20 protein-coding genes and 4 tRNA genes are annotated in these 24,564 nt (G+C 42.3%); 17 read left to right on the top strand and 7 right to left on the bottom strand.

The genetic code is table 11. From position 1 onward, the window contains the following. Positions 1 to 188 precede the first annotated feature (188 nt). The 3 genes from lon to ABWP14_RS06370 all read left to right on the top strand — a co-directional run bounded on the left by lon (position 189) and on the right by ABWP14_RS06370 (position 4,366). Positions 189 to 2,621, top strand: coding sequence for an endopeptidase La (gene lon, locus ABWP14_RS06380; RefSeq protein ID WP_353202134.1), 2,433 nt, complete (start codon positions 189 to 191; stop codon positions 2,619 to 2,621). 105 nt (positions 2,622 to 2,726) lie between these two features. Beyond that, positions 2,727 to 2,802: transfer RNA gene (locus ABWP14_RS06375), tRNA-Val, on the top strand. 133 nt (positions 2,803 to 2,935) lie between these two features. Next, positions 2,936 to 4,366, top strand: coding sequence for a peptidylprolyl isomerase (locus ABWP14_RS06370; protein ID WP_502930151.1), 1,431 nt, complete (start codon positions 2,936 to 2,938; stop codon positions 4,364 to 4,366). Between the two features lie 11 nt (positions 4,367 to 4,377). On the opposite strand, the gene ABWP14_RS06365 is transcribed toward ABWP14_RS06370, so the two are convergent. Continuing rightward, positions 4,378 to 5,037 carry an arylesterase gene (locus ABWP14_RS06365; RefSeq protein ID WP_353202132.1) on the bottom strand — a complete coding sequence of 220 codons (660 nt, stop codon included), beginning with the start codon at positions 5,035 to 5,037 and terminating at the stop codon, positions 4,378 to 4,380. A gap of 29 nt (positions 5,038 to 5,066) precedes the next feature. Between ABWP14_RS06365 and ABWP14_RS06360 the strand changes: the two genes are divergently transcribed. The 3 genes from ABWP14_RS06360 to ABWP14_RS06350 are packed head-to-tail and all read left to right on the top strand — an operon-like array spanning position 5,067 to position 10,561. Next, entirely contained in the window at positions 5,067 to 5,741 is a 675-nt protein-coding gene (locus ABWP14_RS06360; protein ID WP_353202131.1) for an ABC transporter ATP-binding protein, read from the top strand. Between the two features lie 21 nt (positions 5,742 to 5,762). Further along, positions 5,763 to 9,794, top strand: coding sequence for a phosphoribosylformylglycinamidine synthase (gene purL / locus ABWP14_RS06355; protein WP_353202130.1), 4,032 nt, complete (start codon positions 5,763 to 5,765; stop codon positions 9,792 to 9,794). Positions 9,795 to 9,805: 11 nt separating this feature from the next. Continuing rightward, positions 9,806 to 10,561 carry a spermine/spermidine synthase domain-containing protein gene (locus ABWP14_RS06350; RefSeq protein ID WP_353202129.1) on the top strand — a complete coding sequence of 252 codons (756 nt, stop codon included), beginning with the start codon at positions 9,806 to 9,808 and terminating at the stop codon, positions 10,559 to 10,561. A 74-nt stretch (positions 10,562 to 10,635) separates the two neighbouring features. Here the strand turns inward: ABWP14_RS06350 and ABWP14_RS06345 are convergent, their stop codons facing one another. Then, the gene (locus tag ABWP14_RS06345; RefSeq protein WP_353202128.1) at positions 10,636 to 13,221 is read right to left on the bottom strand and encodes a bifunctional aconitate hydratase 2/2-methylisocitrate dehydratase; all 2,586 of its coding nucleotides are present in this window, start codon (positions 13,219 to 13,221) and stop codon (positions 10,636 to 10,638) included. 175 nt (positions 13,222 to 13,396) lie between these two features. Further along, positions 13,397 to 13,585, bottom strand: a complete 189-nt coding sequence (locus ABWP14_RS06340) for a superinfection immunity protein (protein WP_353202127.1) — start codon at positions 13,583 to 13,585, stop codon at positions 13,397 to 13,399. A gap of 112 nt (positions 13,586 to 13,697) precedes the next feature. On the opposite strand from ABWP14_RS06340, the gene pyrG reads away from it, so the two are divergent. The 4 genes from pyrG to ftsB are packed head-to-tail and all read left to right on the top strand — an operon-like array spanning position 13,698 to position 17,917. Beyond that, positions 13,698 to 15,359, top strand: coding sequence for a CTP synthase (gene pyrG / locus ABWP14_RS06335; RefSeq protein ID WP_353202126.1), 1,662 nt, complete (start codon positions 13,698 to 13,700; stop codon positions 15,357 to 15,359). A gap of 9 nt (positions 15,360 to 15,368) precedes the next feature. After that, the gene (gene kdsA / locus ABWP14_RS06330; RefSeq protein WP_353202125.1) at positions 15,369 to 16,232 is read left to right on the top strand and encodes a 3-deoxy-8-phosphooctulonate synthase; all 864 of its coding nucleotides are present in this window, start codon (positions 15,369 to 15,371) and stop codon (positions 16,230 to 16,232) included. 45 nt (positions 16,233 to 16,277) lie between these two features. Further along, positions 16,278 to 17,564, top strand: a complete 1,287-nt coding sequence (eno, locus tag ABWP14_RS06325; RefSeq protein WP_353202124.1) for a phosphopyruvate hydratase — start codon at positions 16,278 to 16,280, stop codon at positions 17,562 to 17,564. 23 nt (positions 17,565 to 17,587) lie between these two features. Further along, a complete protein-coding gene (gene ftsB, locus ABWP14_RS06320; RefSeq protein ID WP_353202123.1) occupies positions 17,588 to 17,917 on the top strand; it encodes a cell division protein FtsB in 330 nt (109 codons plus the stop codon). 9 nt (positions 17,918 to 17,926) lie between these two features. Here ftsB and hslO read toward each other — a convergent pair whose 3' ends face one another. After that, on the bottom strand, positions 17,927 to 18,892 hold the full coding sequence (hslO, locus tag ABWP14_RS06315; protein WP_353202122.1) for an Hsp33 family molecular chaperone HslO: 966 nt from the start codon (positions 18,890 to 18,892) through the stop codon (positions 17,927 to 17,929). Positions 18,893 to 18,956: 64 nt separating this feature from the next. On the opposite strand from hslO, the gene gltX reads away from it, so the two are divergent. Then, positions 18,957 to 20,354 (top strand): glutamate--tRNA ligase, encoded by a 1,398-nt coding sequence (gene gltX, locus ABWP14_RS06310; protein WP_353202121.1) that lies wholly within the window; start codon positions 18,957 to 18,959, stop codon positions 20,352 to 20,354. Positions 20,355 to 20,431: 77 nt separating this feature from the next. After that, positions 20,432 to 20,507 (top strand) — tRNA-Ala (locus ABWP14_RS06305). Between the two features lie 30 nt (positions 20,508 to 20,537). On the opposite strand, the gene ABWP14_RS06300 is transcribed toward ABWP14_RS06305, so the two are convergent. Both ABWP14_RS06300 and ABWP14_RS06295 read right to left on the bottom strand, forming a co-directional pair. Next, complete coding sequence (locus tag ABWP14_RS06300; protein ID WP_353202120.1) at positions 20,538 to 20,933, bottom strand: hypothetical protein; 396 nt, start codon at positions 20,931 to 20,933, stop codon at positions 20,538 to 20,540. Positions 20,934 to 21,015: 82 nt separating this feature from the next. Continuing rightward, complete coding sequence (locus tag ABWP14_RS06295; RefSeq protein WP_353202119.1) at positions 21,016 to 21,216, bottom strand: hypothetical protein; 201 nt, start codon at positions 21,214 to 21,216, stop codon at positions 21,016 to 21,018. A gap of 306 nt (positions 21,217 to 21,522) precedes the next feature. Here ABWP14_RS06295 and ABWP14_RS06290 point away from each other — a divergent pair. The 3 genes from ABWP14_RS06290 (at position 21,523) to ABWP14_RS06280 (ending at position 22,006) form a co-directional block, all read left to right on the top strand. Beyond that, a tRNA-Glu gene (locus ABWP14_RS06290) sits at positions 21,523 to 21,598 on the top strand. A 40-nt stretch (positions 21,599 to 21,638) separates the two neighbouring features. After that, positions 21,639 to 21,715 (top strand) — tRNA-Asp (locus tag ABWP14_RS06285). Positions 21,716 to 21,763: 48 nt separating this feature from the next. Beyond that, complete coding sequence (locus ABWP14_RS06280) at positions 21,764 to 22,006, top strand: hypothetical protein (protein ID WP_353202118.1); 243 nt, start codon at positions 21,764 to 21,766, stop codon at positions 22,004 to 22,006. Between the two features lie 89 nt (positions 22,007 to 22,095). Here ABWP14_RS06280 and ABWP14_RS06275 read toward each other — a convergent pair whose 3' ends face one another. Further along, a complete protein-coding gene (locus ABWP14_RS06275) occupies positions 22,096 to 22,707 on the bottom strand; it encodes a hypothetical protein (RefSeq protein WP_353202117.1) in 612 nt (203 codons plus the stop codon). 148 nt (positions 22,708 to 22,855) lie between these two features. On the opposite strand from ABWP14_RS06275, the gene hyi reads away from it, so the two are divergent. Together hyi and glxR are read left to right on the top strand one after the other, a co-directional pair. After that, a complete protein-coding gene (gene hyi, locus ABWP14_RS06270; RefSeq protein WP_353202116.1) occupies positions 22,856 to 23,629 on the top strand; it encodes a hydroxypyruvate isomerase in 774 nt (257 codons plus the stop codon). A gap of 27 nt (positions 23,630 to 23,656) precedes the next feature. Continuing rightward, complete coding sequence (gene glxR, locus ABWP14_RS06265) at positions 23,657 to 24,562, top strand: 2-hydroxy-3-oxopropionate reductase (RefSeq protein WP_353202115.1); 906 nt, start codon at positions 23,657 to 23,659, stop codon at positions 24,560 to 24,562. Positions 24,563 to 24,564: the final 2 nt, after the last annotated feature.

Raw genomic sequence — 24,564 nt, 5'->3', positions numbered from 1 at the left:
ACTTAGGGTTTTCTCTCTTTTCTTGCTACTTTTAACCCTTTTTTGCACTTTTTTCCCTTGAATTTTCCAAAGTGCTACCCATATAGGTAGTATGCTACTTAAGAATAATGTCTCTATTTAGTAGCTATTGAATCTGATAGCACTAGAGAAAGACACTTGAGAATAGATTACTTTGGAGGATTCGCCCTATGCCTGGCCACTTATTACTACCCTCTGAACCAATTCAACTACCTTTGCTCCCATTAAGGGATGTAGTTGTTTTTCCCCATATGGTGATTCCCCTTTTTGTAGGGCGACCAAAATCCATTAAGGCTCTAGAGGCAGCCATGGAAACTGGCAAAAATGTCCTTTTGGTAGCCCAGAAAGCTGCGGCGAAAGATGAGCCCGTCATTGAAGATCTGTATGAAGTTGGCTGCATCGCCAATATTTTGCAAATGCTTAAATTGCCAGATGGCACTGTGAAGGTGCTGGTTGAAGGCGTACAACGTGCTGAAGTAAGTCAAATTGAAGATAGCATGGGCTACTTCAACTGCGAAGCGACTCCCACAGCTATGGATGGGATTGATGCACACGAGACCGAAGCACTTCGGCGCGCCATCATGGCTCAGTTTGATCAGTACGTAAAGCTGAACAAAAAAGTTCCCCAAGAAATATTGTCTTCCTTGGGCGGCATCGATGATCCAAGTCGTCTAGCCGATACTATTTGTGCACATTTGCCTGTCAAGCTTGAGCAAAAGCAACGTCTTCTAGAAATGGTGGATGTTGTGCAGCGTTTAGAAAGCCTGCTAGCAGATCTAGAAAGTGAAATCGATATTCTGCAAGTAGAAAAGCGTATTCGTGGCCGTGTTAAACGCCAGATGGAAAAGAGTCAACGCGAGTACTACCTCAATGAACAAGTGAAGGCTATTCAGAAAGAGCTAGGAGAGGGTGAAGAGGGAGCCGACCTAGAAGAATTAGAAAAACGCATCAAAGCTGCCCGTATGCCTAAAGAGGCAAACAAGAAGGCGGAGTCTGAGCTCAAAAAGCTAAAGTTAATGTCGCCTATGTCTGCAGAAGCAACAGTAATTCGTAACTTCATCGATACCTTAGTGAATCTTCCTTGGAAGAAAAAAACAAAAATCAACAATGACCTTACTAATGCAGAAATGGTATTAGATGAAGATCACTACGGACTAGATAAGGTGAAAGAACGTATTTTGGAATATCTTGCGGTTCAACAAAGAGTTGATCGCGTTAAGGCGCCGATCTTGTGTTTAGTTGGACCTCCAGGAGTTGGTAAAACTTCTTTAGGTCAATCTATTGCACGCGCTACTAATCGAAAGTTCGTTCGTATGGCCTTAGGTGGTGTCCGTGATGAGTCTGAGATTCGTGGACATCGTCGAACCTATATTGGTTCTATGCCTGGCAAGATTTTATCTAGTTTGACCAAGGTAGGGGTTCGTAATCCACTTTTTCTATTAGATGAAGTCGATAAAATGGGGATGGATTTTCGGGGCGATCCAGCGAGCGCATTGCTTGAGGTTTTAGATCCAGAGCAGAATCACACTTTCCAAGATCATTATGTTGAGGTTGATTTTGATCTTTCCGATGTCATGTTCGTAGCAACATCGAATTCATTAAACATCCCTGGGCCGCTACTTGATCGTTTGGAGATTATTCGTCTAGCTGGATATACGGAGGATGAAAAGACAAGCATCGCAGTCAATTACCTTATCCCCAAGCAAATTAAAAATAATGGTTTGAAAAAAGATGAGCTGAAAATTGAAGAAAGCGCAGTTCGAAATATAATTCGTTATTACACGCGAGAAGCAGGTGTCCGCTCATTAGAGCGTGAGCTCAGTAAAATCTGCCGGAAGGTAGTTAAGCTATTACTTCTCAAGAAAGAAGCTGCGCCAATCGTAGTCAATGCCGATAATTTGGAAAAATTTCTCTCTGTTCGTATGTATGACTTTGGATTGGCTGCCAAAGAGAATCAAGTGGGTCAGGTAACAGGACTTGCTTGGACAGAGGTCGGTGGTGATCTTTTAACTATTGAAGCTGCTACGATGGCAGGAAAAGGTGTTATTACTCGAACTGGCTCAATTGGTGATGTGATGAAAGAATCTGTTGAGGCTGCTCGGACTGTAGTTCGCTCTAGAGCAAGACGTCTTGGAATTTCGGATGAATCCTTTGAAAAGAAAGATATTCATATTCACTTCCCTGATGGCGCAACTCCCAAGGATGGTCCATCAGCAGGTATTGCCATTACAACTGCGCTTGTTTCGGTATTCACTGGAATACCCATTCGCTCAGATGTAGCGATGACCGGGGAAATTACTCTACGTGGGGAAGTATTGCCTATCGGCGGCCTAAAAGAAAAACTCCTGGCTGCACATCGAGGTGGCATCAAATTAGCCTTAATTCCTGAAGAAAATGTCAAAGATTTAATTGATATACCGGATAACGTGAAGAACGCAATTGAAATCATTCCGGTACGCTGGATAGACAAAGTTTTAGAGCTCTCATTGGAGCGTATGCCTGAGGCTTTGCCTGACCCAAGCCCTGAAGAATTGGCTAAAAAGGCTGCTGAGGCAAGTAAAGCTTGCGAGAAGGTTTCTTCAGGAGATGTTCTTAAGCACTAATAGAGTGAGGGGTGCTGATCCTGCTGCCGTGAATTTCTGTGGAAATACGATCAGAAATCTCTCTCTTTAGTGTGGGTAGGTTACAATTTGGGCTGTATTAAATTGGGGCGCTTAGCTCAGATGGTAGAGCGTCTGCCTTACACGCAGAATGTCGGCGGTTCGATCCCGTCAGCGCCCACCAAATTTCTAGTTTTATCTTGGCTTTTTAAGGTATCCCAACCTTGATACTCTTGTGCCTAGTAAACTAATGTCATTCATTATTTTGACTAGCGAACCACTACATGTTTGATACTATCCGCAGGCACCAAAGATTAATGCAATTTGCACTAATGCTGGTCATCGTTCCTTCTTTTGCTTTTTTCGGTATTTCTAGTTACTCAGGATTCTTGGATAAAGAAACTGACTTGGTGAAGGTTAACGGTAAGCCAATTACCGCTCAAGAAGTAGAGGTGAGCGCAAAACGCCAAGCTGAACGTGCTGGTGGCAACCTTCAAATTTCCCAAAGTTTGCAATTTCGTCAGGCAGTATTGAGTGAGCTTTTGCAACAAAGAATCTTAGGTTTCGCTGTCACGGATTTACAGATTCAAGTTAGTAAAGAGACCTTAATTAAAAGTCTTCAAAATATTCCCCAAATCAAAGCTCTCTACAAACCTGATGGAAGTTTTGATGATGTACGCTTCAAGCAGCTCTTAACGAATAATGGCCTCAATGAAGAGCAGTTCTATGCGAGCCAGGCTTTTGACTTAAAGATTAATCAACTTTTAAATTCGGTTGCAAGAACGGAGTTAACCTCCCCAAAAATAGCTGGAATTATTTCTACGCTTTATGAAACAGAGCGTCAGGTTCAAACCTTACAGTTTGATGCGAAGGATTACTTATCTAAGGTAAATCCTAGTCAAGAAGAGCTGCAATCTTTCTATGAGGCTAATGCGAAGCTCTTTGTGACCTCAGAATTAATAGATGTTGAATACATCGTTTTGAGAGCAGATCCCAAGGAAGACGCCAAAGCTTTTAGTGAAAAAGCAGATCAGTTTGCTAATCTGACATATGACCAGTCAGATAGCCTTAAACCAACAGCAGATAAATTGAGATTAAGTATTCAGAGTCAGAAGGGATTGACTCGCAGCGGAATCAGTTCTTTAACTAAAGACCATCCTCTGGCTAGCTCCAAAGTTGTGCAATCTCTATTTGCTGATGAAGCCCTTAAGAATAAACGCAATATCGAAGCAGTCCAGATTACGCCAGGCGTCTTTGTATCCGCCAGGGTAGTAACATTTCATCCAGCGCAAACACTCCCCTATAAGGATGTTGCTACAGAAGTTAAACGTCAAGTTAGCCAACGCTCTGCCGAAAAGTTGGCTATCACAGCAGCTTCAGAGCGTTTTGCAACGCTACAAAAAGACCCAAAGATCAGTACTGGTTTTGCTAGCCCTATTTGGGTATCACGCAATAAACCATCTAATCTATTAGGGCCTGCCTTAGATGATGTGATGTCTATTAATCCTGATAAATTGCCCGCAGTAGTTTCGGTATCTAATCCTGGTGTTGGAACTACCTTATATCGGATTAATCAAGTCCGTCAGCCGCCCAGTGGTGATGCCAGAGTATATAAAGCACAGGCCACACAGATACAGTCACTTACAGCCCAATCAGAGTTTGCGGGATTCATGTCCTATTGGCGTGAGTCTGCTAATGTGAAGATCATCAATCCTCTTAAACCAGCCAATACAGGCACTGGCAGTTAACTGCAATTGATTCACTTACTCTTTAGTAAGTTCTGGTAAGGGCTCATGGCATCCCAGACATTCCTAAACAAGAATGTCTGTGCCTTTTCATTAGGATGAATATTGTCTGTTTGAAAGTATTCTTTTTGAGAGGCAATATCTTTTAAAAAGAATGGTAACAATTCAATACCTTCTTGATTTGCTAGTTTCGGATACATTGCTTTAAATCGATTTGTATAATCTTGCCCATAATTGGGCGGTATCTGAATACCAAAAAGTAATACCTTTGCTCCTGATTGCTTACTCATTTGAATCATCTTGCGAAGATTTTTTTCAGTTTGATCAATCGATAACCCTCGTAATGCATCATTGGCACCTAACTCAAGGAATACAATCCCAGGCTTCTTTTGCTTTAATAGTGTGGGAAGTCGGGTCAGACCCCCTGAGCTGGTTTCGCCACTAATGCTCGCATTAAAGATAATCCATGGGCTTGCTTGCTTTTGTAATTGATCTTCTAAAAGCTTTACCCAACCTGTTCCGCGTAATAATCCATACTCAGCAGAGAGGCTATCTCCCATAACCAAAATAGTTGAATTTGCCTGAGCCAATGTAACAATCGGCATAAACAGGCAAAATAGAGCTAGTTTAATAAATCCTCTTCCAAAAACACGGCAGTAATATTGTTGATTCATTATTTAAGAGATATATAGTATCGGCGTTTATGAGTAATTCAATCAAAGTTCTTAGTGCATACCATCTGGGCAAGCAGGTTATATCTAGCGATGGCGCACTGGACATTTTGCACGACATTTGTTTTGATCTCTATCAAGGTGAAAGCGTTGCCATTACAGGTAGCTCGGGGTCAGGAAAAAGTACTTTATTGAGCCTTTTGGCGGGTCTAGATACCCCTACAGCGGGAAATGTCGTAATGATGGGGCAAGATCTCAATCAATTAAATGAGGATGGTCGTGCAAGCCTAAGGGCTTCCCATGTCGGTTTTGTCTTCCAAGCATTCCAATTGCTACCTCACTTAAATGCTTTGGAAAATGTCATGCTTCCCGCTGAACTGAAGGGGGATCTAGATGCAAAAAACAAGGCTACTCTCTGGCTTGACAAAGTAGGGCTGATAGATCGTTTGAAGCATTTTCCAAAGACTTTATCTGGTGGGGAGCAGCAACGTGTGGCTTTAGCTCGGGCCTTTATTAATCAACCCGCTATCCTCTTTGCAGATGAGCCAACTGGTAGTCTTGATGAGGCAAGCGGCAACAGGGTCATTGACCTACTTTTTGACCTAAATCAGGCCAATCATTCAACCCTCATTTTAGTGACCCATGATCCAGCCTTAGCCAGCAGGTGTCAGCGTCAATTACAGCTTCAGGGTGGGAAATTACTGTAGGCAAAACCTTATAATCTAAGGATGGCTTTTTTTCTCTTTTTACCCGGCGCAGATGCGCTATCCCAGTTTCGTCAACAGCGACTTTTAGGCTCCTTAGTTAAGCAGGGTGTGAATCTTGAGTCTATTGAGGCTCAATATCTTCACTTTATATGGTCAGATAAAGAACTTAGTCCACAAGAAGAGGGAATTCTGAATAGCTTACTGACCTATGGACAAAAATTTGTCTTTAGGCCGCAAGGAAGTAGTAGTTTATTTTCTAAATCGTCCGATCAGAGTGCCATTGTCATACCTCGCTTGGGTACGGTCTCACCGTGGGCTAGTAAAGCGACTGATATTGCTCGTCAATGCGGCTTAAACATATTGCGTATAGAGCGGGGTATTCAATTTACGTGGCATAGTAAAAAGTCCTTAAGTCCCGAACAAAGCTTAATTGTTTTAGCGCTTTTACATGATCGTATGACAGAAGTAGTGATTCAATCGGTTGATGATGCAAATGCACTGTATCGAGTTCTTGAAGATCGACCATTAAGCCGTATTGCAGTATTAACTGAAGGTCGATCTGCGCTTGAGAAAGCTAATAAAGAATTAGGTTTAGCGCTCTCAGATGACGAAGTTGCCTACCTTACCAAGAGCTTTATACGTTTAGAGCGCAATCCAAGTGATGTTGAACTAATGATGTTTGCGCAAGCTAATAGTGAGCATTGTCGCCATAAGATTTTTAATTCTACGTGGACTATTGATGGAGATGATCAAGAACATTCATTGTTCGCCATGATTCGCAATACTCATCAACTCAATCCAAAAGGTACGATTGTTGCTTATTCAGATAATTCGGCTGTTATGGCCGGCTGTGAAGCTGAAACTTGGGCTCCTCAAGGGGCTCAGCACTGCTACGAAAAAGATACCCGCCTAGTGCATACCTTGATGAAGGTGGAAACGCATAATCATCCTACTGCTATTGCTCCTTTTCCGGGTGCGTCAACAGGTGCGGGTGGTGAAATCCGCGATGAAGGGGCCACAGGCGTTGGCGGCCGCCCTAAAGCAGGGCTAACAGGATTCTCAGTGTCAAATCTCAATATTCCTGGTGCAGAAATGCCATGGGAAAGAGAGCTCTATGGCAAGCCAGAGCGAATTGCAACACCCTTACAAATTATGATTGATGGCCCCTTGGGCGGGGCCGCATTCAACAATGAATTCGGTAGGCCAATTTTAGGTGGTTATTTCAGGGTATTCGAACAAACCTTAGGTGGAATTCGGCGCGGCTATCACAAGCCCATCATGATTGCTGGTGGAATCGGTAGCATTGAGTCCATCCATACTGAAAAGAAGCCAATTCAAGCGGGTCATTTACTAATACAGCTTGGTGGGCCAGGAATGCGAATTGGTATGGGCGGCGCTACAGGAAGTTCGGTGGCCACAGGAACAAATACTGCAGATTTAGATTTTGATTCTGTCCAGCGAGGTAATCCAGAAATGGAGCGTCGTGCCCAAGAGGTCATTAACGCCTGTTGTGCATTAGGCAAGAACAATCCGATTGTTTCAATACATGATGTAGGTGCTGGCGGGCTATCCAATGCTTTTCCTGAGCTAGCAGACGGCGCTGGCTTAGGCGCTAAATTTAAATTGCGTAACATTCCCTTGGAAGAGAGCGGTATGAGCCCCGCTGAAATTTGGTGTAATGAATCTCAGGAGCGATACGTTTTAGCGATAGACGCTCAAGATTTGAATTTATTTAAGTCTTTATGTGAACGTGAGCGTTGCCCATTTTCTGTTGTTGGTGAGGCGACGGCAGAGCGTCAGCTTCAATTGGATGATACTAAACAGTTACTAGGAAGCGATGCTGCATTACCTATTAATATGCCTATGGAGGTATTACTTGGTAAACCGCCACGCATGCATCGTGATGTCAAGAGGGTCGATCAAGAATTCATAGAACTAGATGTTACTGATATCGATTTATCTCAAGCCATTGCATGGGTCTTACAACAACCAACTGTCGCTAGCAAATCTTTCCTTATTACGATTGGAGATAGAACTGTTGGGGGCTTAAATGCGCGTGATCAATTTGTGGGCCCTTGGCAAGTGCCGGTAGCTGACTGTGCTGTCACATTGATGGATTACCAAGGCTATAGGGGCGAGGTAATGTCAATGGGTGAGCGAACGCCTCTAGCTGTTATTGATGCACCTGCGGCTGCACGCATGGCCGTAGGCGAAGCAATCACGAATCTATTATCTGCAGATATTGCTCATCTTCAGGATGTCAAATTATCAGCCAATTGGATGGCTGCTTGTGGTTCACCTGGCGAAGATGCTAAGTTATATGATTCAGTTAAAGCAGTTGGAATGGAGTTATGTCCTGCATTAGGAATATCCATTCCAGTTGGTAAAGATTCTTTGTCAATGTCTACTGAATGGCGTGATGGCAATGAGTCCAAGAAGGTAGTTGCTCCAGTCTCTCTCATTATTTCTGCATTTGCCCCAGTACGAGATGTTCGTAAAACATCAACCCCATTACTCAAGCTCAAAAATCAAGATGGCTCTAGCTTAGAAACCGAATTAATCCTGATTGATTTAGGTCGTGGTAAGAACCGTATGGCTGGAAGTATCTTGGCTCAAGTTTTGAATCAATCTGGAAAGTCAGTCCCCGATCTTGATAACCCAGAAGATTTAAAAGCAATGGCTGCAGCCATGATTGAACTGCGAAAAGAGAATAAATTATTGGCCTATCACGATCGTTCTGATGGTGGTCTATTGGCCTGTATAGCTGAAATGGCATTTGCTTCACACATTGGCATATCTATCAACGTAGACATGATTGCAGTCGATGTTGATCAAGAACCAGACTACGGGGATGCCAAGAATTGGGCACAGCAAGTTTCTGGACGTCGCCATGAGCAAACCATAAGGGCTCTTTTCAGTGAAGAATTGGGAGCCGTTATTCAAGTGCGAAGAGAAGATCGAGATGCAGTATTTTCTAAACTACGTAAATTAGGTCTTAGCGCTTGTAGTCATGTCATAGCTAAAACCAATACTAATGGCCGCATTGAGGTATGGTGTGATGCAAAGAATATCTTTGCAGAGCCTCGCAAAGTTCTCCAAAAATTATGGACCAATACCAGTTACCAAATTGCACGCTTACGCGATAACCCTGCATGTGCTGATTCTGAATTTTCTCTACTAGAGAATTTATCTGATCCTGGGATGTCACCTAAGTTAACTTTTGATCTTACTAAGGATGTTGCAGCACCCTTCATTTCAAAGGGTGCTCGCCCTAAAGTAGCCATATTGAGGGAACAAGGCGTTAACTCTCATATAGAAATGGCCTATGCGGTAAACATGGCTGGTTTTGATAGCTTTGATGTCCATATGTCTGATCTATTAAGTGGTAAAGCAAAGTTAGAGGATTTCCGCGGATTGATTGCTTGCGGTGGCTTTAGTTACGGAGACGTTCTTGGTGCTGGAGAAGGTTGGGCTAAAACTATTTTATTTAATCAGCAATTACGTGATCAGTTTTCAAGCTTTTTTAATAGTCAAGATAGCTTTGCATTAGGCGTATGTAATGGCTGCCAAATGATGAGTAATCTTTCGGGAATCATTCCTGGCGCTCAAACATGGCCAAAGTTCACTCGCAATCAGTCTGAGCAATATGAGGCTCGTTTAGTCATGACAGAAGTGCTGGCCTCACCATCCATCTTTACCCAGGGCATGGAAGGGAGCCAGCTACCAATTGCTATTGCACACGGCGAAGGCTTTGCAAATTTCAGCCAACAAGGCAACTTAGATAACTTAAAAAAGCAGGGCTTGGCTACCTTACGTTTTGTTGATCACCAAGGCAATCTCACTGAAGTCTACCCAATGAATCCAAATGGTTCTCCGGATGGCCTTACTGGTGTAACTACTCCAGATGGTCGTTTTACAGTGATGATGCCTCACCCCGAGAGAGTATTTAGAATGGTGCAAATGAGCTGGTGCCCACCTGATTGGCTGAATACCCCAGATGGAGCAAGTCCTTGGCTGCGCCTATTTAGAAACGCACGTCACTGGGCTAAATAATTTTGCTTGCAATGGAGCCAGTTACGTTTTCAGAAAGCGGTGGTATTCGCTATCTCCATTTTGGTAGTGAATTAATTCAAGGGGCGATGCGAATTCGAGACCCAGATGAAATCTTCCTCGAATATAACCAGCAAATGATGGCATGGCTATTATTTTTAGAAACAAAGCCAGGTATGAAGGTTGCTCAACTAGGTCTGGGCACCGGTGCGCTAGCTAAATTTCAGCATCGTTATTGCTCGGCGGTCAAAACTACTGTTGTCGAACTCAACCCCGCAGTAATCATAGCGGCAAGATCAATGTTTTTTACACCTGATGATGATCGCAGGCTCGAAACCCTCCAGGTAGACGCTCAAGCATTTGTGAGAGCCAGTAAAAATAGAGCTCAGTTTGACGCAGTTCAGGTAGATCTTTATGATGCTATCTGTGACGGACCTGCTGCAAGTTCGCTAGATTTTTATAAAGGCTGTTATAGCATTCTGGATGAGCCGGGCGTGATGACAGTTAATCTATTCTCACGCCATAAAAGTTTTGGTATCAATCTCAAGAATATTTGTGAGGCTTTTGATAATCGAGTTTTATTGTTTCCAGAGTCCCATGATTGCAATGTTGTTGCCATCGCTTTTAAGGGACCTAAGCTTGAGGTGGAATGGAGAGATGTTTCTAAACGCGCCAGAGTTATTTTAGATAACACTGGCCTGCCAACTAATAAGTGGGTCTTAGGTATTAGTCGTGAAAATGCACGGCAGGAAAATAAGCTTTGTATATAAGAATTCGAGATAGTAAAAAAGCGATCAATTGATCGCTTTTTTCAAACTATTACTAGGTTTTTAGATGAAGCGTATTAAACGGATACAGTGTCAGCAACGTCGCTAAATGATTTGATTTTATCAAAGCTCATGTATCTATAAACATCACTAGCCTTTGCATCGAGAGCCTTCACTTGTTCTAAGTACTCACCAGGTGTAGGTAGGCGACCTAAAAAGGCTGCTACAGCAGCCAATTCAGCAGAAGCCAAATACACTCGTGTATCAATACCTAAGCGGTTGGGGAAGTTGCGTGTAGAAGTCGATACCGCTGTAGAGCCTTTGCGGATTTGTGCCTGGTTACCCATACAGAGTGAGCAACCTGGACTTTCCATGCGTGCACCAGCTGCACCTAGCATGCCGTAATAACCCTCTTCCATCAGAATCATAGCGTCCATCTTGGTTGGGGGTGCTACCCATAAGCGGGTCGGCATATCTTTCTTACCTTGTAATACTTGACCAGCAGCGCGGAAGTGGCCAATATTTGTCATACATGAGCCTATAAAGACTTCATCAATCTTGTCACCAGCAACTTCAGACAATATTTTCACATCATCTGGATCGTTGGGGCATGCCAGGATTGGTTCTTTAATCTCATCAATATTGATTTCGATGATTTCAGCGTAGTCTGCATTCTCATCAGCCTTGAGTAACTGTGGATTAGCAATCCATGCCTGCATGGCTTTGATACGTCGACCTAATGTACGCTCATCCTCATAGCCATTGGCAATCATCCACTTCATCAAAGTGATGTTGGACTGCATGTACTCAATGATAGGCTCTTTGTTCAAATGAACCGTGCATCCACCAGCAGAACGTTCGGCTGAGGCATCTGATAACTCAAATGCTTGCTCAACCTTGAGATCTGGTAAGCCCTCTATTTCAAGAATACGACCAGAGAAGATATTCTTTTTTCCTTGTTTTGCAACAGTGAGTAATCCTTTTTTGATTGCATATAACGGAATGGCATTAACGAGATCCCGTAAAGTAATGCCAGGCTGCATTTTTCCTTTGAAACGAATTAATACTGATTCAGGCATATCTAAGGGCATTACGCCAGTAGCAGCCGCGAATGCAACCAAGCCAGAACCCGCAGGAAAAGAGATGCCAATTGGAAAGCGAGTATGGCTGTCACCACCAGTGCCACAGGTATCAGGTAGTAACAAGCGGTTTAACCAACTATGAATAACGCCATCACCTGGACGTAATGCAACGCCGCCACGATTGGTCATGAATGGAGGTAGCTCATGCTGCGTACGAATATCAACTGGTTTTGGATAAGCAGAGGTATGGCAAAAAGATTGCATCACGAGATCTGATGAGAAGCCTAAACAAGCCAAGTCCTTTAATTCATCGCGAGTCATTGGACCTGTTGTATCTTGCGATCCAACGGTTGTCATGTGAGGCTCACAATAGGTGCCAGGGCGAACCCCTTGACCCTCGGGCAAACCACAGGCACGACCAACCATTTTTTGGGCCAAACTGAAACCTTTGCTGCTATCAGGTGGGCTAATAGGCACCCTGAAATCAGTAGAGGCTGGGAGACCAAGTGCTGCACGTGCTTTGGCTGTTAAACCTCGGCCGACGATCAATGGAATACGACCGCCTGCACGAACTTCATCAAGAATCACCGGTGACTTTAGAGTAAAACTCGTGATTTCTTGGCCATTTTTAAATACTTTGCCTTCATATGGACGTAACTCAATTTCATCGCCCATGTTCATCTGAGATACATCTAACTCAATTGGCAAAGCGCCGGAGTCTTCCATGGTGTTAAAGAAGATCGGAGCAATATTTCCGCCCAAACATACTCCACCAAAACGTTTATTAGGGACAAAAGGAATATCTTGGCCGGTCCACCAAAGTACTGAATTCGTTGCTGATTTGCGTGAAGAACCCGTACCCACAACATCGCCTACATAAGCAATTTGATTGCCCTTTTTTTGTAAAGTGGCAATCTGTTTCATTGGGCCACGAACTCCAGACTCGTCAGGATCAATTCCAGTACGCGGATTTTTGAGCATAATAGTTGCATGCAGTGGAATATCTGGACGGCTCCATGCATCTGGAGCTGGAGAAAGATCATCAGTATTGGTTTCACCTGTAACTTTGAAAACTGTGAGTTTCATGTTTTTTGGAACTGCAGGGCGACTTGTAAACCATTCAGCATCTGCCCAGCTCTTCATTACTGCTTTTGCATTTACATTCCCTTTTTCTGCGAGCTCTTGTACGTCATTAAAGTAGTCGAACATTAAGAGAGTTTTCTTCAGGGCTTCTGCTGCTGTGGTGCCGCATTCAACATCCGACAGCAACTCAACCAGTGGCTTGATGTTGTAGCCACCCAGCATGGTTCCAAGTAGTTCAGTGGCTTTTATTTTTGAGATCAAGGGTGACTTTTCTGCACCCTTAGCTACTGCATCTAAAAATTCAGCTTTTACTTTAGCCGCCTCATCAACGCCTGCGGGCACACGATTAGTAATTAATTCAACTAACTCAGACTCCTTACCGGCTGGTGGATTTTTTAACATTTTTACCAATTCAGCAGTTTGATCCTTGCTTAATGGGAGGGCTGGAATACCAAGGGCTGCTCGTTGAGCAACATGGGCGTTGTATGCTTCAAACATAATGTTTCCTATGAGGTAAAAGTAATCAATAGAAAGAATAAATGGGGATTTTCTCCCGCTTAGGTTGATTATAGTTACTAAATTAAGTCTTATATAAGAGTTTAAGCAACTAAAAACACCTGAAATAGAGTCTTTTGGGATAATTCAAGCTGTCTAGGTAAATCTGGCCTAGTGCCTATAAGGTTTGCTCAGCCTTAAGCGCCCAAACTAGGGCGACTACCCAACCGATCAATGACCAACCAAGAAATAGATTTAAAACAAATATAGCTCCTGTGTTTGCCCTTTTTCTATTAAATGCGATGGCGAAGGGGAGTAAGTAAAAAAGGGAGAGCAGGGCGATGAAGATTGCAAAAAGAAGGCGCATTTTGGCTGAAATTCAAGGAATTTGATAAAGATCTATCAATATTACACATTTATTAATTTCCGTGGGTTTTTTAGGTGTAGTTATACTTACTATTTCCAACAGAGCTTAAGCGATGACCAAATACGTTTTTGTCACTGGTGGTGTGGTTTCTTCTTTAGGGAAAGGAATCGCAGCTGCCTCGCTTGCCGCGATTCTTGAATCACGCGGCCTGAAAGTCACCCTTCTAAAATTAGATCCGTATATCAATGTTGATCCTGGCACTATGAGCCCGCTCCAGCATGGAGAAGTTTTTGTAACTGAAGATGGTGCAGAGACTGACTTAGATCTTGGTCACTATGAGCGTTTTGTATCTGCGAAGATGCGCAAGAGCAATAATTTCACTACTGGACAGATCTATGAGTCAGTGATTAGTAAAGAACGGCGAGGTGAATATTTAGGAAAAACTGTACAAGTGATTCCACATATTACTAACGAGATTCAGGCTTTTGTAGAGCGTGGGGCTAAAGCAAGTCATGATGGGAATGCTGATATTGCTATTTGCGAAATTGGCGGTACTGTCGGCGATATTGAATCATTACCTTTTTTAGAAGCTGCAAGGCAGATGAGCTTGCGTCTTCCACCTCACTGCTGCGCCTTTGTTCACCTAACTTTAGTCCCATTTATCAGTAGCGCGGGCGAGTTAAAAACTAAGCCTACACAGCATTCCGTGCAGAAATTACGCGAAATTGGCATCATGCCAACTGTTTTACTTTGCCGTGCTGATAGACCTATTCCGGCGGATGAGCGCGCAAAAATTTCTTTGTTCTCTAATGTTCGTGAAGAAGCTGTTATTTCTGTTTGGGACGTAGATACGATTTATAAAATTCCTGAGATGCTTTACGCTCAAAAGATGGACGATTTAATTTGTCGAGAATTAGAGTTAGATGCTAAACCCGCTGATCTTTCTGTTTGGGCAAACTTAGTTTATCAAATGGCCAATCCACAATATGATGTGACGATTGGAATGGTTGGTAAATACGTAGAACTGACAGAATCTTATAAATCACTCATAGAAGCTCTGCGTCATGCCGGCATTCACACTCATACAAAAGTAAACATTAATTATATTGACTCTGAAACCATAGAAAAAGATGGTATTGATTGCCTGAAGAAATTAGATGCGATCTTGGTGCCTGGTGGATTTGGTAAACGGGGTACGGAAGGTAAGATTTCGGCTATACGCTATGCGCGAGAGAACCGCGTTCCATATTTAGGCATCTGTTTGGGTATGCAGTTAGCGGTGATTGAATTTGCTCGTCATGTTGCCAACATTGCCAGGGCCAATAGTACTGAGTTTGATCCCCAGACCAAAAATCCAGTAATTGCTTTGATTACGGAGTGGATGGACAGAGAAGGGCAGGTTGAGAAGCGTAATAATTCATCTGATCTTGGAGGCACAATGCGCCTTGGCTCACAACGTTGTCCAGTGAAATCAGGTACCTTAGCAAGTTCTATTTATGGCTCAGAAGTAAATGAGCGGCATCGCCATCGCTATGAGGTCAATAATATTTATGTTCCGCAACTTGAAGAATCTGGTTTAATTATCTCTGCTAGAACACCTAATGAATCTTTACCTGAAATGATGGAGCTTCCAGAATCCATTCATCCATGGTTTTTTGGTGTTCAATTTCACCCAGAATTTACCTCGACACCCCGTGATGGTCATCCCTTATTCTTTGCATTCATTAACGCAGCTCTAGTGCATCAAAATGCTGCTTTAAAGCAAGTTGCCTAAGAGGAGTCTATGAGTACATTCAAACTATGCGGTTTCGATATTGGCCTAGACCAGCGCTTTTTTTTAATAGCTGGCACTTGCGTGATTGAATCTGAACAATCAGCTATTGATGTTGCGGGACACTTAAAAGAAATCACTAGTGCCCTAAAGATTCCATTTATCTATAAATCCTCTTTTGATAAAGCTAATCGCTCTTCAGGCGATTCTTTTCGTGGCTTAGGAATGGAAAAGGGTTTAGAAATTTTGGCAAAAGTTAAGAAGCAAGTGGGAGTTCCTGTTTTAACTGATGTTCATGATATTAGCGAGATTGATGCGGTATCAAAAGTTGTTGATGTTCTTCAAACCCCTGCTTTTTTATGTAGACAAACTAACTTCATTCGCGCTTGCGCACAAAGCGGCAAACCCGTTAATTTCAAAAAAGGGCAATTCCTGTCCCCCCATGACATGCTTAATGTGATTGATAAAGCGAGAGCTGCTGCCGCAGAAGAAAACCTGCCAGATCAATTTATGGTTTGTGAACGTGGCGCTTCATTTGGATATAACAATTTAGTTTCTGATATGCGCAGCCTTGCAATTATGCGTGCCTCTAAAGCGCCCGTTGTTTTTGATGCCACCCATTCAGTTCAGCTACCTGGTGGACAAGGACACTCGAGTGGTGGTCAATGTGAGTTTGTTCCTGTTTTAGCTAGGGCAGCAGTTGCTGTAGGTATTAGTGGCCTGTTCATGGAGACACATCCAAATCCAGCCAAAGCATTATCAGACGGCCCTAATGCAGTTCCGTTGGGTCGCATGAAAGAATTGCTTGAGTCACTATTAGCCATTGATTCAGTCATCAAGGATAGCGATTCTTATTTAGAAGATAGCTTTAAATAAAAGAATTTAATAGTCCCATTTTATATTGCTTTAAGGAGAAGGTGCATGAGCGCCATTGTTGATATTATCGGTAGAGAAATTTTAGATTCACGTGGAAATCCAACGGTTGAATGTGATGTACTACTTGAATCAGGAGTAATGGGCCGCGCAGCTGTTCCATCAGGTGCATCAACAGGTTCACGTGAAGCGATAGAATTGCGCGATGGAGATAAGTCACGTTATCTAGGCAAGGGGGTTCTAAATGCCGTTCAAAATATTAATATTGAAATTGCAGAATCCATCTTAGGCCTTGATGCAAGTGAACAAGCCTTTTTAGATCATACCTTGAACGAATTGGATGGTACTCATAACAAAGCTCGCCTAGGCGCCAATGCTACTCTTGCAGTCTCAATGGCAGTAGCTAGAGCAGCAGCCGAGGAAGCTGGATTGCCTTTGTATCGTTACTTTGGTGGTTCTGGCGGTATGCAATTACCCGTTCCCATGATGAACATTGTGAATGGTGGTGCCCACGCAAATAATAGTTTGGATATTCAGGAATTTATGGTGATGCCAGTAGGTGCACAAAGCTTCCGCGAAGCATTGCGTTGTGGTGCTGAAATTTTTCATGAATTAAAAAAGATCTTAGAGTCTCGGGGGATGCCTACTTCGGTAGGTGACGAGGGCGGTTTTGCCCCGAACTTTAAAAGCAATACTGAATGTTTACAAACTATCTTAAAAGCGATTGAAGGTGCTGGTTACCAAGCTGGAGAAGATGTCTTATTGGCATTAGATTGTGCGGCAAGTGAATTTTATAAAGATGGGAAGTACCACTTATCAGGTGAGGGACTGCAATTATCATCAAGTGAGTTCTCAGATTACTTAGGCCAACTAGCAGATCAATTCCCCATCGTGTCCATTGAGGATGGTATGCATGAGGCTGATTGGGATGGATGGGTGGATATTACTCAAAAGTTAGGCAAGAAAATCCAATTAGTTGGTGATGATTTATTTGTTACAAATACTCGCATTCTGAAAGAAGGCATTGAGAAGGGTGTTGCAAATTCGATTCTCATTAAGATTAATCAAATTGGAACCTTGACTGAAACCTTTGCTGCAATTGAAATGGCTAAACGCGCAAATTACACAGCCATCATTTCGCATCGCTCTGGGGAAACCGAAGACAATACAATTGCAGATATTGCGGTTGGAACCAATGCTGGACAAATTAAAACAGGTTCATTGTCACGATCAGATCGTATTGCTAAATATAACCAACTACTTCGTATCGAAGAAGATTTGGGTGATGTTGTAAGCTATCCTGGTAAATCCGTTTTCTATAATCTCAAACGTTAATCCATAAGCCGATCTATTAGATTATGCGAATAATCATTTACTCCATGCTGTTATTGTTGATCGCAATCCAATACCCACTTTGGTTAGGTAAGGGCGGCTGGATTAAGGTCTTCGAGATGGAGAAGCAGGTTGAGTTACAAGAGGCAAAAAACAGCCTCTTGGCTTTGCGTAATGCAAAATTGGCTGGTGACGTCAAAGACTTAAAAGATGGTACTCGTGCAATTGAAGAGCGTTCTCGAGTTGAGCATGGGCTAATCAAGGAGGGGGAATTTTTTGTGCAAATTTTGCCCGGAGACAAGCCTTCATCAAGTAATTCCGATGATAGCCCTAAGCAGACCACTGCCAAGCAATAAGTTGCTTAGTTAGTGGCCCCCAGACGGTGGCCTAGTGGCATCACTTAATAAATCAGTTTTAAATACCTGCTGACAATCAACCGCATCAAATTGGTATGGCTGGGCACAAAAATCACAGACGGTTTCAACATGACCCTGTTCAACTAGGATGCTCTGGACTTCCTCTTCTCCTAGCATTCTTAATACATCAGCAACTTTAGTACGTGAACAGCTACATGCAAATCGTATAGGACGTGAAGGGAAGCTTCGTACACCATTTTCTGTTGATTCTTCAAGAAATAGACGACGTAAGATGGTAGCTGGCGGTAAATTTAATAGCTCTGCTTCGGTAATGGTTTCACCCAAAGCCTGAATTCTTGACCAGCCTTCAGCAGCAATTTGAGGATCAAGGTGTGCATGACCGCCTGAATTTGGCAGACGCTGCAGTAATAAGCCTCCAATATGGGTTTCATTTGAGCTTAACCAGATACGAGTATCAAGTTGCTCTGAGTTCTGCATGTATAGGGCAATCGCTTCTGAGGCACTAGTAACAGGCTTGATAAAGGTCCCATGCTGTTCTTGAAGGGCAACAATACCTTGATATGGCTGTTGACCGGGTTCTCGATCCTTGGGGTCAAGGGTAATGACTAGTCTTCCGGTAAGAGTAGCATCCAATAGCTCTCCCAAGGTAGCATTAGGCGCAATTTCGGCTGGATCAACTGATAGCTTGACCGTAGCACGCATGCTTAAGTCCGATTTACATTCAACTACCAATAGCTGTATTGGACCCTTACTTTGGGCTTGAATAATGAGGGTTCCCTCAAACTTTAGACTTGCGCTTAAAAGGGTGGCAGCCCCAACAAAATCACCCAGAATCCGGCGGACGGCCGGCGGGTCAGTGCGCCGCTCTAGAACCGCTTGCCAAGCAGAACTAATTGAGACTATTTCCCCGCGGACTGGTGCGCCATCACATATAAACACAAGCAATTCATTCATAGACCAAAGTATCCACTTTTTTAGATTTTGCTGTGTATATTCACGACCTGAGATAATAAGGCTTATGCATATTCGTACACGTTTTGCCCCCAGTCCTACAGGTTTTATACATCTAGGAAACCTTCGTAGCGCTCTTTACCCCTGGGCCTTTGCACGCCATAATAAGGGTGCTTTTATTTTACGTATTGAAGATACTGATTTAGAACGTTCATCACAAGAAGCGGTAGACGTCATCATCGAAGGTATGGCTTGGCTTGGTCTCGATTTAGATGAGGGACCAATCTATCAAATGCAACGTATTGATCGGTATCGCGAGGTAATTAAACAAATGCTTGAAGCAGGTTATGCTTATCCCTGCTACATGAGCGAAGAAGAACTTAACAGACTTCGCGATGTTCAAATGGCAAATAAAGAAAAGCCCTGTTATAACGGCCTATGGAGACCTGAAGAGGGGAAGGCTCTTCCTCCAATACCTCAAGGGATTCTTCCTGTCATTCGCTTCAAAAATCCTATTGGCGGATCAGTCATTTGGGATGACGCGGTTAAAGGTCAGATTGAGATTAGCAATGATGAGTTGGATGATCTAGTCATAGCCCGTCCTGATGGCACGCCAACCTATAACTTTTGCGTTGTTGTTGATGATCTGGATATGAAAATTACGCATGTTATTCGAGGGGATGATCACGTAAACAACACACCAAGGCAAATCAATATCATGAAGGCTTTGGGTGGAATCCCTCCAATTTATGCGCATCTGCCAACGGTCTTAAATGACGCTGGTGAAAAGATGAGTAAGCGTAATGGCGCCATGAGCGTTCGGGATTATCAAAAGGCTGGATTCCTACCGGAAGCGATTCTCAACTATTTGGCTCGCCTAGGATGGTCACATGGCGATGCTGAAGTATTCACTAAGGAACAATTTGTCCAATGGTTTGATTTAGAAAGTTTGGGACGATCTCCCGCCCAACATAATCCTGAAAAATTACTTTGGTTAAATCATCAATATATTCAACATTTAGATGCTGTTAGACTGGCTGAGCTAACTAAACCTTTTGCACAGGAGCTTGGTATTGATACTGAAAATGGTCCAGATTTTGTCCAAGTAGTGGGGCTAATGAAAGATCGTGCTAATACATTACTCGAAATTGCTGAGGCGACAAAACTGTTTTATTTGCCTGCACCCAATCATCTCCCCGAACAAATCGCTGAGAATATTCCAGAAGCTATTATTCCTGCACTGAAAGATCTCATTAAAATTTTAGGCAATACAGAAGCAACAAAAGAAGCCTATAGCACTGTCTTTAAGCAAATCTTGACTCAACATCAAATCAAAATGCCTGCTTTGGCAATGCCAGTACGATATGCATTATTCGCTAGCACTCAAACACCCGCTATTGACTCAGTATTGGTAATTTTGGGCAAAGATGAAGCTATTAAAAGGCTCTCCAAGGTGGTCAGCTAGCAATTTGCGCGTTCGCATAAAAATAGGCTAGAATAATTAACTGTTTTAAGTGTCTTGTAGTGTTATTGCGAGATTTCGGGGGTATAGCTCAGCTGGGAGAGCGCTTGCATGGCATGCAAGAGGTCAGCGGTTCGATCCCGCTTATCTCCACCATTAAAACCATCCATTGTATTTTATGAGAGATCAAGACTGGGGATCAGAGGATTCCTTGGGTTTATAGCTTATGAGGATGATAACTGTAGAAATCCTCAGAATAAGTTCTACCCACAGGGTCCACTCTAATGCGCCAGTTACTAATTTATTTATATATGTATTGTCTAAAAAAATCTGAATGATAGTTACAATAATTTTCAGCAGTGGTGCGCCTACGCAAAAAATAGAAAGATATTTTATTAATTGTGAAGTAGGGAAGAAAAAAAGAGAGGCAACTAGTGCTAAAGATGCTACTTGGAAAAAACTATGATATTTTTTAAATACAGCTACTCCAGTAATGCTGCTGGCATCAAGATCAAATAGACTAATTAAAAAAGTCACTAATATCAGCGCCAATGCAATATGAAGTTTAAATTTTTGATTCATAAATATGCCAAGTTACATAAACATAAAACTCATCATACTCTAGCAGATATGCTAATTAAATGATGTCTGAGATATTGCGGAATTAGCTTTTACTGCGTTTTGTTCCATTTGGCACTAATTCAAGCGCCTTCCTTACACCTGAGGCCATATTGCCATTTCCCAGTAGTGTGGCTAACTCAATATGCTCAGGTTTAAGAGTGACCAAAACTCTTCGACCGCCCTCTATCCTAGGTATTCCAGCGTTGAGTCGTTTTCCACCCCAGTTCTCATTTTTTTTACCCATTTAATATTTGCTAATTTGATTTATATATATATTTCAAGTATAAATGTATAGCTCTTAGAAAGAGAAAACAATTACTTTTAACGATGGCGATAGATTTGGGCTATAATTTCGGCTATTAAGATGTATTAAGTAGCAGGTGATTGGTAAGGAATGTGATCATTTGGTGACGAATTCTAGGGTTTTAGTTCTTGCAACTATCACCTATCTATTTATCAACTAAATTTTTGCCTATTTCTATCAAAGCGTTTCGGAAGCATGCATAACCCATCCTTATCAACACCAAGTTTTTGATAGTTAGTGGTCCAGGTCCCCATCGTCTAGAGGCCTAGGACATCACCCTTTCACGGTGAGTACGGGGGTTCGAATCCCCCTGGGGACGCCAGATTTCTGGTAGCAATAGTTAGTCTTTGTTTATGCAATTTGGAGCGGTAGTTCAGTTGGTTAGAATATCTGCCTGTCACGCAGAGGGTCGCGGGTTCGAGTCCCGTCCGTTCCGCCAGATTAAGTAAAAAAGCCCGAGCAATCGGGCTTTTTCTCTACTATTTGTATGTCCAATCCAAAAAAATCCGCCCCTAATAAAGTCCTCTTGGTAAAAAGAAACGAGGTCGAGAATTATTTAGAGCGGACTCTGATTGAAGACATACTTGAGGCTAGTAAACATATCGGCGAACATATCGACTCATTAACACGAAGATCTACGCTGATTCAGGAATATTTAATCGTGATACACCCTGAGATTACTATTAGGACGATCCGAAGAATTCTTGCTAAGGATATCGATAAATCCTAAGGTGTACACCGTTTCATCAATATGAATGTAGATGATCTAATAAAAGAAGCCCCAAGATAGGGACTTTTTTTCCTGCAGATAGTTGAAGGCTATTTTTTCTTAGGCGTTGTAATAGAGGCGGCCATTGCATCAAAATAAACCACCTTAACTTGTTCACCAACAGCTACATCTGCTAGAAGAGCTGGGTTCTTCACGGTGACAGTTGTTATATTACCGCTAGGTCCTTTAACGGATACCAATTTTTTATCACGGTCTACGCCAACGATATCTGCAATGATCGTGGTAGTGTTGGCTATGAGTTCAGAAGGTTTTTCATTAGGCTTAGAGTTTGTAACCGTACTAGTTTCTACTTTACTACGAATACCAGTGCTCTTTGTTTTAATAAGCTCTATTGCAACCGCTGTTTCATAGGTTACATTTACACGATCACCTTTTTTGATTTGTGCAAAATTAGTAATTTCTGGTCCAGCTACAAACTTTGACTCACCTTCTTTGTTTTTGAAAGTGATTGTGCGAGTTTTTGGATCAGTTTTTAGAACTTCACCTTCATATAATTGATAACGGTTATCTGTTATGGCTGCATCAATAACCATTGGTTTAGATCCGGCAGTATCAATTGGTTTAGTCTGTGCCATCAGAGTAGAAGTTCCTCCGATTAAAGCTACAAGAGTAAAGGCGATCGCTGTAAATTTGATATTCATTAATTCCTTTGTAATTAAATACTTCTATTACAAATATTAGCTCACTTTTAGTAATTAATAGCGTTTTTAGTGAAGATGTAGTTCTTATGCGGATCGTAGACATATTTGTTAATATCATTCTTTTGAAATATCTAAGTAAAAGGTTCATATGCCAAAGCTAGCAGCCAATCTCACCATGCTCTTTAATGAGGTTTCATTTATGGAGCGCTTCGAAAAAGCATCAAATGCAGGTTTCAAAGGTGTTGAGTTTCTCTTTCCATACGCTTTTTCTGCAAACGAAATTAAGCAAAAGCTAGATCAACATCAGCTTAAATTAGTGCTTAATAATTTACCTGCGGGTGACTGGGATGCTGGGGAGCGGGGAATCGCCTGTTTACCAGAACGGGTTGAGGAATTTCGCTCAGGAGTAACTAAGGCTGTTGAATATGCCCATATTTTAGGTACCCCACAGCTCAACTGTCTTGCAGGCAAAGCTCCTGTAGGAGTTGAATCTAAACTACTGCGTGATACCTTCATCTCAAATCTTCAATTTGCTGCCGATGAGCTACAAAAAGTAAATATTCGATTGCTGATAGAGCCCATCAATATTTTTGATATTCCCGGTTTCTTTTTATCCACTACTAAGCAAGCTATTGGGATTATCGATGAAGTAAATTCAAGCAATTTATTCGTTCAATATGATATCTATCATGCGCAGCGCATGGAAGGTGAGCTTGCTAATACGATTGAAAAATATTTATCTAAAATTGCTCATATTCAATTAGCAGATAACCCAGGGCGGAATGAGCCCGGTACAGGCGAGATCAATTATTCCTATCTATTTAAATTGATTGATCGCTTGGGATATCAGGGATGGATTGGTTGTGAATACAAACCCTTAAGTAATACTGAATCTGGTTTGGGTTGGATTCAATCTATTTAATCATTTAATAATAACTAAGGAGACTGTATGAGTAATCAAAAAAAGCTTGGCTTCATTGGCCTAGGAATTATGGGCGCACCAATGGCAAACCATCTAGTCAACGCAGGATATGAACTTTTTATAAATACTCGTAGTAAAGTCCCAGAAATATTGGCTGGTACGAAAGCAATTCAATGCCCATCGCCTCAGGCTGTAGCTGAGCAAGCGGATGTTATCTTCATTATGGTTCCAGATACACCTGATGTGGAAAATGTATTGTTTGGTGATAAGGGCGTTGCATCTGGCCTTAGTAAAGGCAAAGTGATTGTGGATATGAGTTCTATTTCTCCAATATCTACCAGAGAGTTTGCCAAGAAAATAAATGCTCTTGGTTGTGACTACTTGGATGCTCCAGTTTCTGGTGGCGAAGTTGGCGCTAAAAATGCCACACTCTCAATCATGGTTGGTGGAGATGAAAAAGTTTTTGAAACTATCAAGCCTATTCTTGATTTAATGGGCAAGAATATCAACCTTGTAGGTAAAAATGGAGATGGACAAACAGCCAAGGTAGCAAATCAAATTATTGTTGCTTTAAATATTGAAGCGGTAGCAGAGGCACTATTGTTTGCCTCAAAAGCCGGTGCAGATCCTGCGAAAGTACGTCAAGCACTGATGGGCGGGTTTGCGAGCTCAAAAATATTAGAGGTACATGGTGAGAGGATGGTTAAAAGAACATTTGATCCTGGATTTCGTATTGAGTTACACCAAAAGGACTTGAATCTTGCTCTCAATTGCGCACGTGCTCTTGGCGTGTCGCTTCCAAATACGGCTACTGCGCAGGAATTGTTTAACTCATGCGCTGCTCATGGTGGTAAAGCATGGGACCACTCGGCAATGGTTAAGGCGCTTGAGAAGCTGGCCAACTTTGAAATAGGTCAAGAGTCTAAGACTTAAAT

Source organism: Polynucleobacter sp. (assembly GCF_040400325.1).
GTDB lineage: Bacteria > Pseudomonadota > Gammaproteobacteria > Burkholderiales > Burkholderiaceae > Polynucleobacter.
The sequence above is the reverse complement of the archived record's forward strand: the minus strand, read 5'-3'. Positions and strand labels throughout refer to the sequence as shown.

Excerpts from the sequence above, each read along its gene's own strand:
- lon (WP_353202134.1), top strand. The coding sequence starts at position 189 with ATGCCTGGCCACTTATTACTACCCTCTGAACCAATTCAACTACCTTTG.
- ABWP14_RS06370 (WP_502930151.1), top strand. The coding sequence starts at position 2,936 with ATGCAATTTGCACTAATGCTGGTCATCGTTCCTTCTTTTGCTTTTTTC.
- ABWP14_RS06365 (WP_353202132.1), bottom strand. The coding sequence starts at position 5,037 with ATGAATCAACAATATTACTGCCGTGTTTTTGGAAGAGGATTTATTAAA.
- ABWP14_RS06360 (WP_353202131.1), top strand. The coding sequence starts at position 5,067 with ATGAGTAATTCAATCAAAGTTCTTAGTGCATACCATCTGGGCAAGCAG.
- purL (WP_353202130.1), top strand. The coding sequence starts at position 5,763 with ATGGCTTTTTTTCTCTTTTTACCCGGCGCAGATGCGCTATCCCAGTTT.
- ABWP14_RS06350 (WP_353202129.1), top strand. The coding sequence starts at position 9,806 with ATGGAGCCAGTTACGTTTTCAGAAAGCGGTGGTATTCGCTATCTCCAT.
- ABWP14_RS06345 (WP_353202128.1), bottom strand. The coding sequence starts at position 13,221 with ATGTTTGAAGCATACAACGCCCATGTTGCTCAACGAGCAGCCCTTGGT.
- ABWP14_RS06340 (WP_353202127.1), bottom strand. The coding sequence starts at position 13,585 with ATGCGCCTTCTTTTTGCAATCTTCATCGCCCTGCTCTCCCTTTTTTAC.
- pyrG (WP_353202126.1), top strand. The coding sequence starts at position 13,698 with ATGACCAAATACGTTTTTGTCACTGGTGGTGTGGTTTCTTCTTTAGGG.
- kdsA (WP_353202125.1), top strand. The coding sequence starts at position 15,369 with ATGAGTACATTCAAACTATGCGGTTTCGATATTGGCCTAGACCAGCGC.
- eno (WP_353202124.1), top strand. The coding sequence starts at position 16,278 with ATGAGCGCCATTGTTGATATTATCGGTAGAGAAATTTTAGATTCACGT.
- ftsB (WP_353202123.1), top strand. The coding sequence starts at position 17,588 with ATGCGAATAATCATTTACTCCATGCTGTTATTGTTGATCGCAATCCAA.
- hslO (WP_353202122.1), bottom strand. The coding sequence starts at position 18,892 with ATGAATGAATTGCTTGTGTTTATATGTGATGGCGCACCAGTCCGCGGG.
- gltX (WP_353202121.1), top strand. The coding sequence starts at position 18,957 with ATGCATATTCGTACACGTTTTGCCCCCAGTCCTACAGGTTTTATACAT.
- ABWP14_RS06300 (WP_353202120.1), bottom strand. The coding sequence starts at position 20,933 with ATGAATCAAAAATTTAAACTTCATATTGCATTGGCGCTGATATTAGTG.
- ABWP14_RS06295 (WP_353202119.1), bottom strand. The coding sequence starts at position 21,216 with ATGGGTAAAAAAAATGAGAACTGGGGTGGAAAACGACTCAACGCTGGA.
- ABWP14_RS06280 (WP_353202118.1), top strand. The coding sequence starts at position 21,764 with ATGTCCAATCCAAAAAAATCCGCCCCTAATAAAGTCCTCTTGGTAAAA.
- ABWP14_RS06275 (WP_353202117.1), bottom strand. The coding sequence starts at position 22,707 with ATGAATATCAAATTTACAGCGATCGCCTTTACTCTTGTAGCTTTAATC.
- hyi (WP_353202116.1), top strand. The coding sequence starts at position 22,856 with ATGCCAAAGCTAGCAGCCAATCTCACCATGCTCTTTAATGAGGTTTCA.
- glxR (WP_353202115.1), top strand. The coding sequence starts at position 23,657 with ATGAGTAATCAAAAAAAGCTTGGCTTCATTGGCCTAGGAATTATGGGC.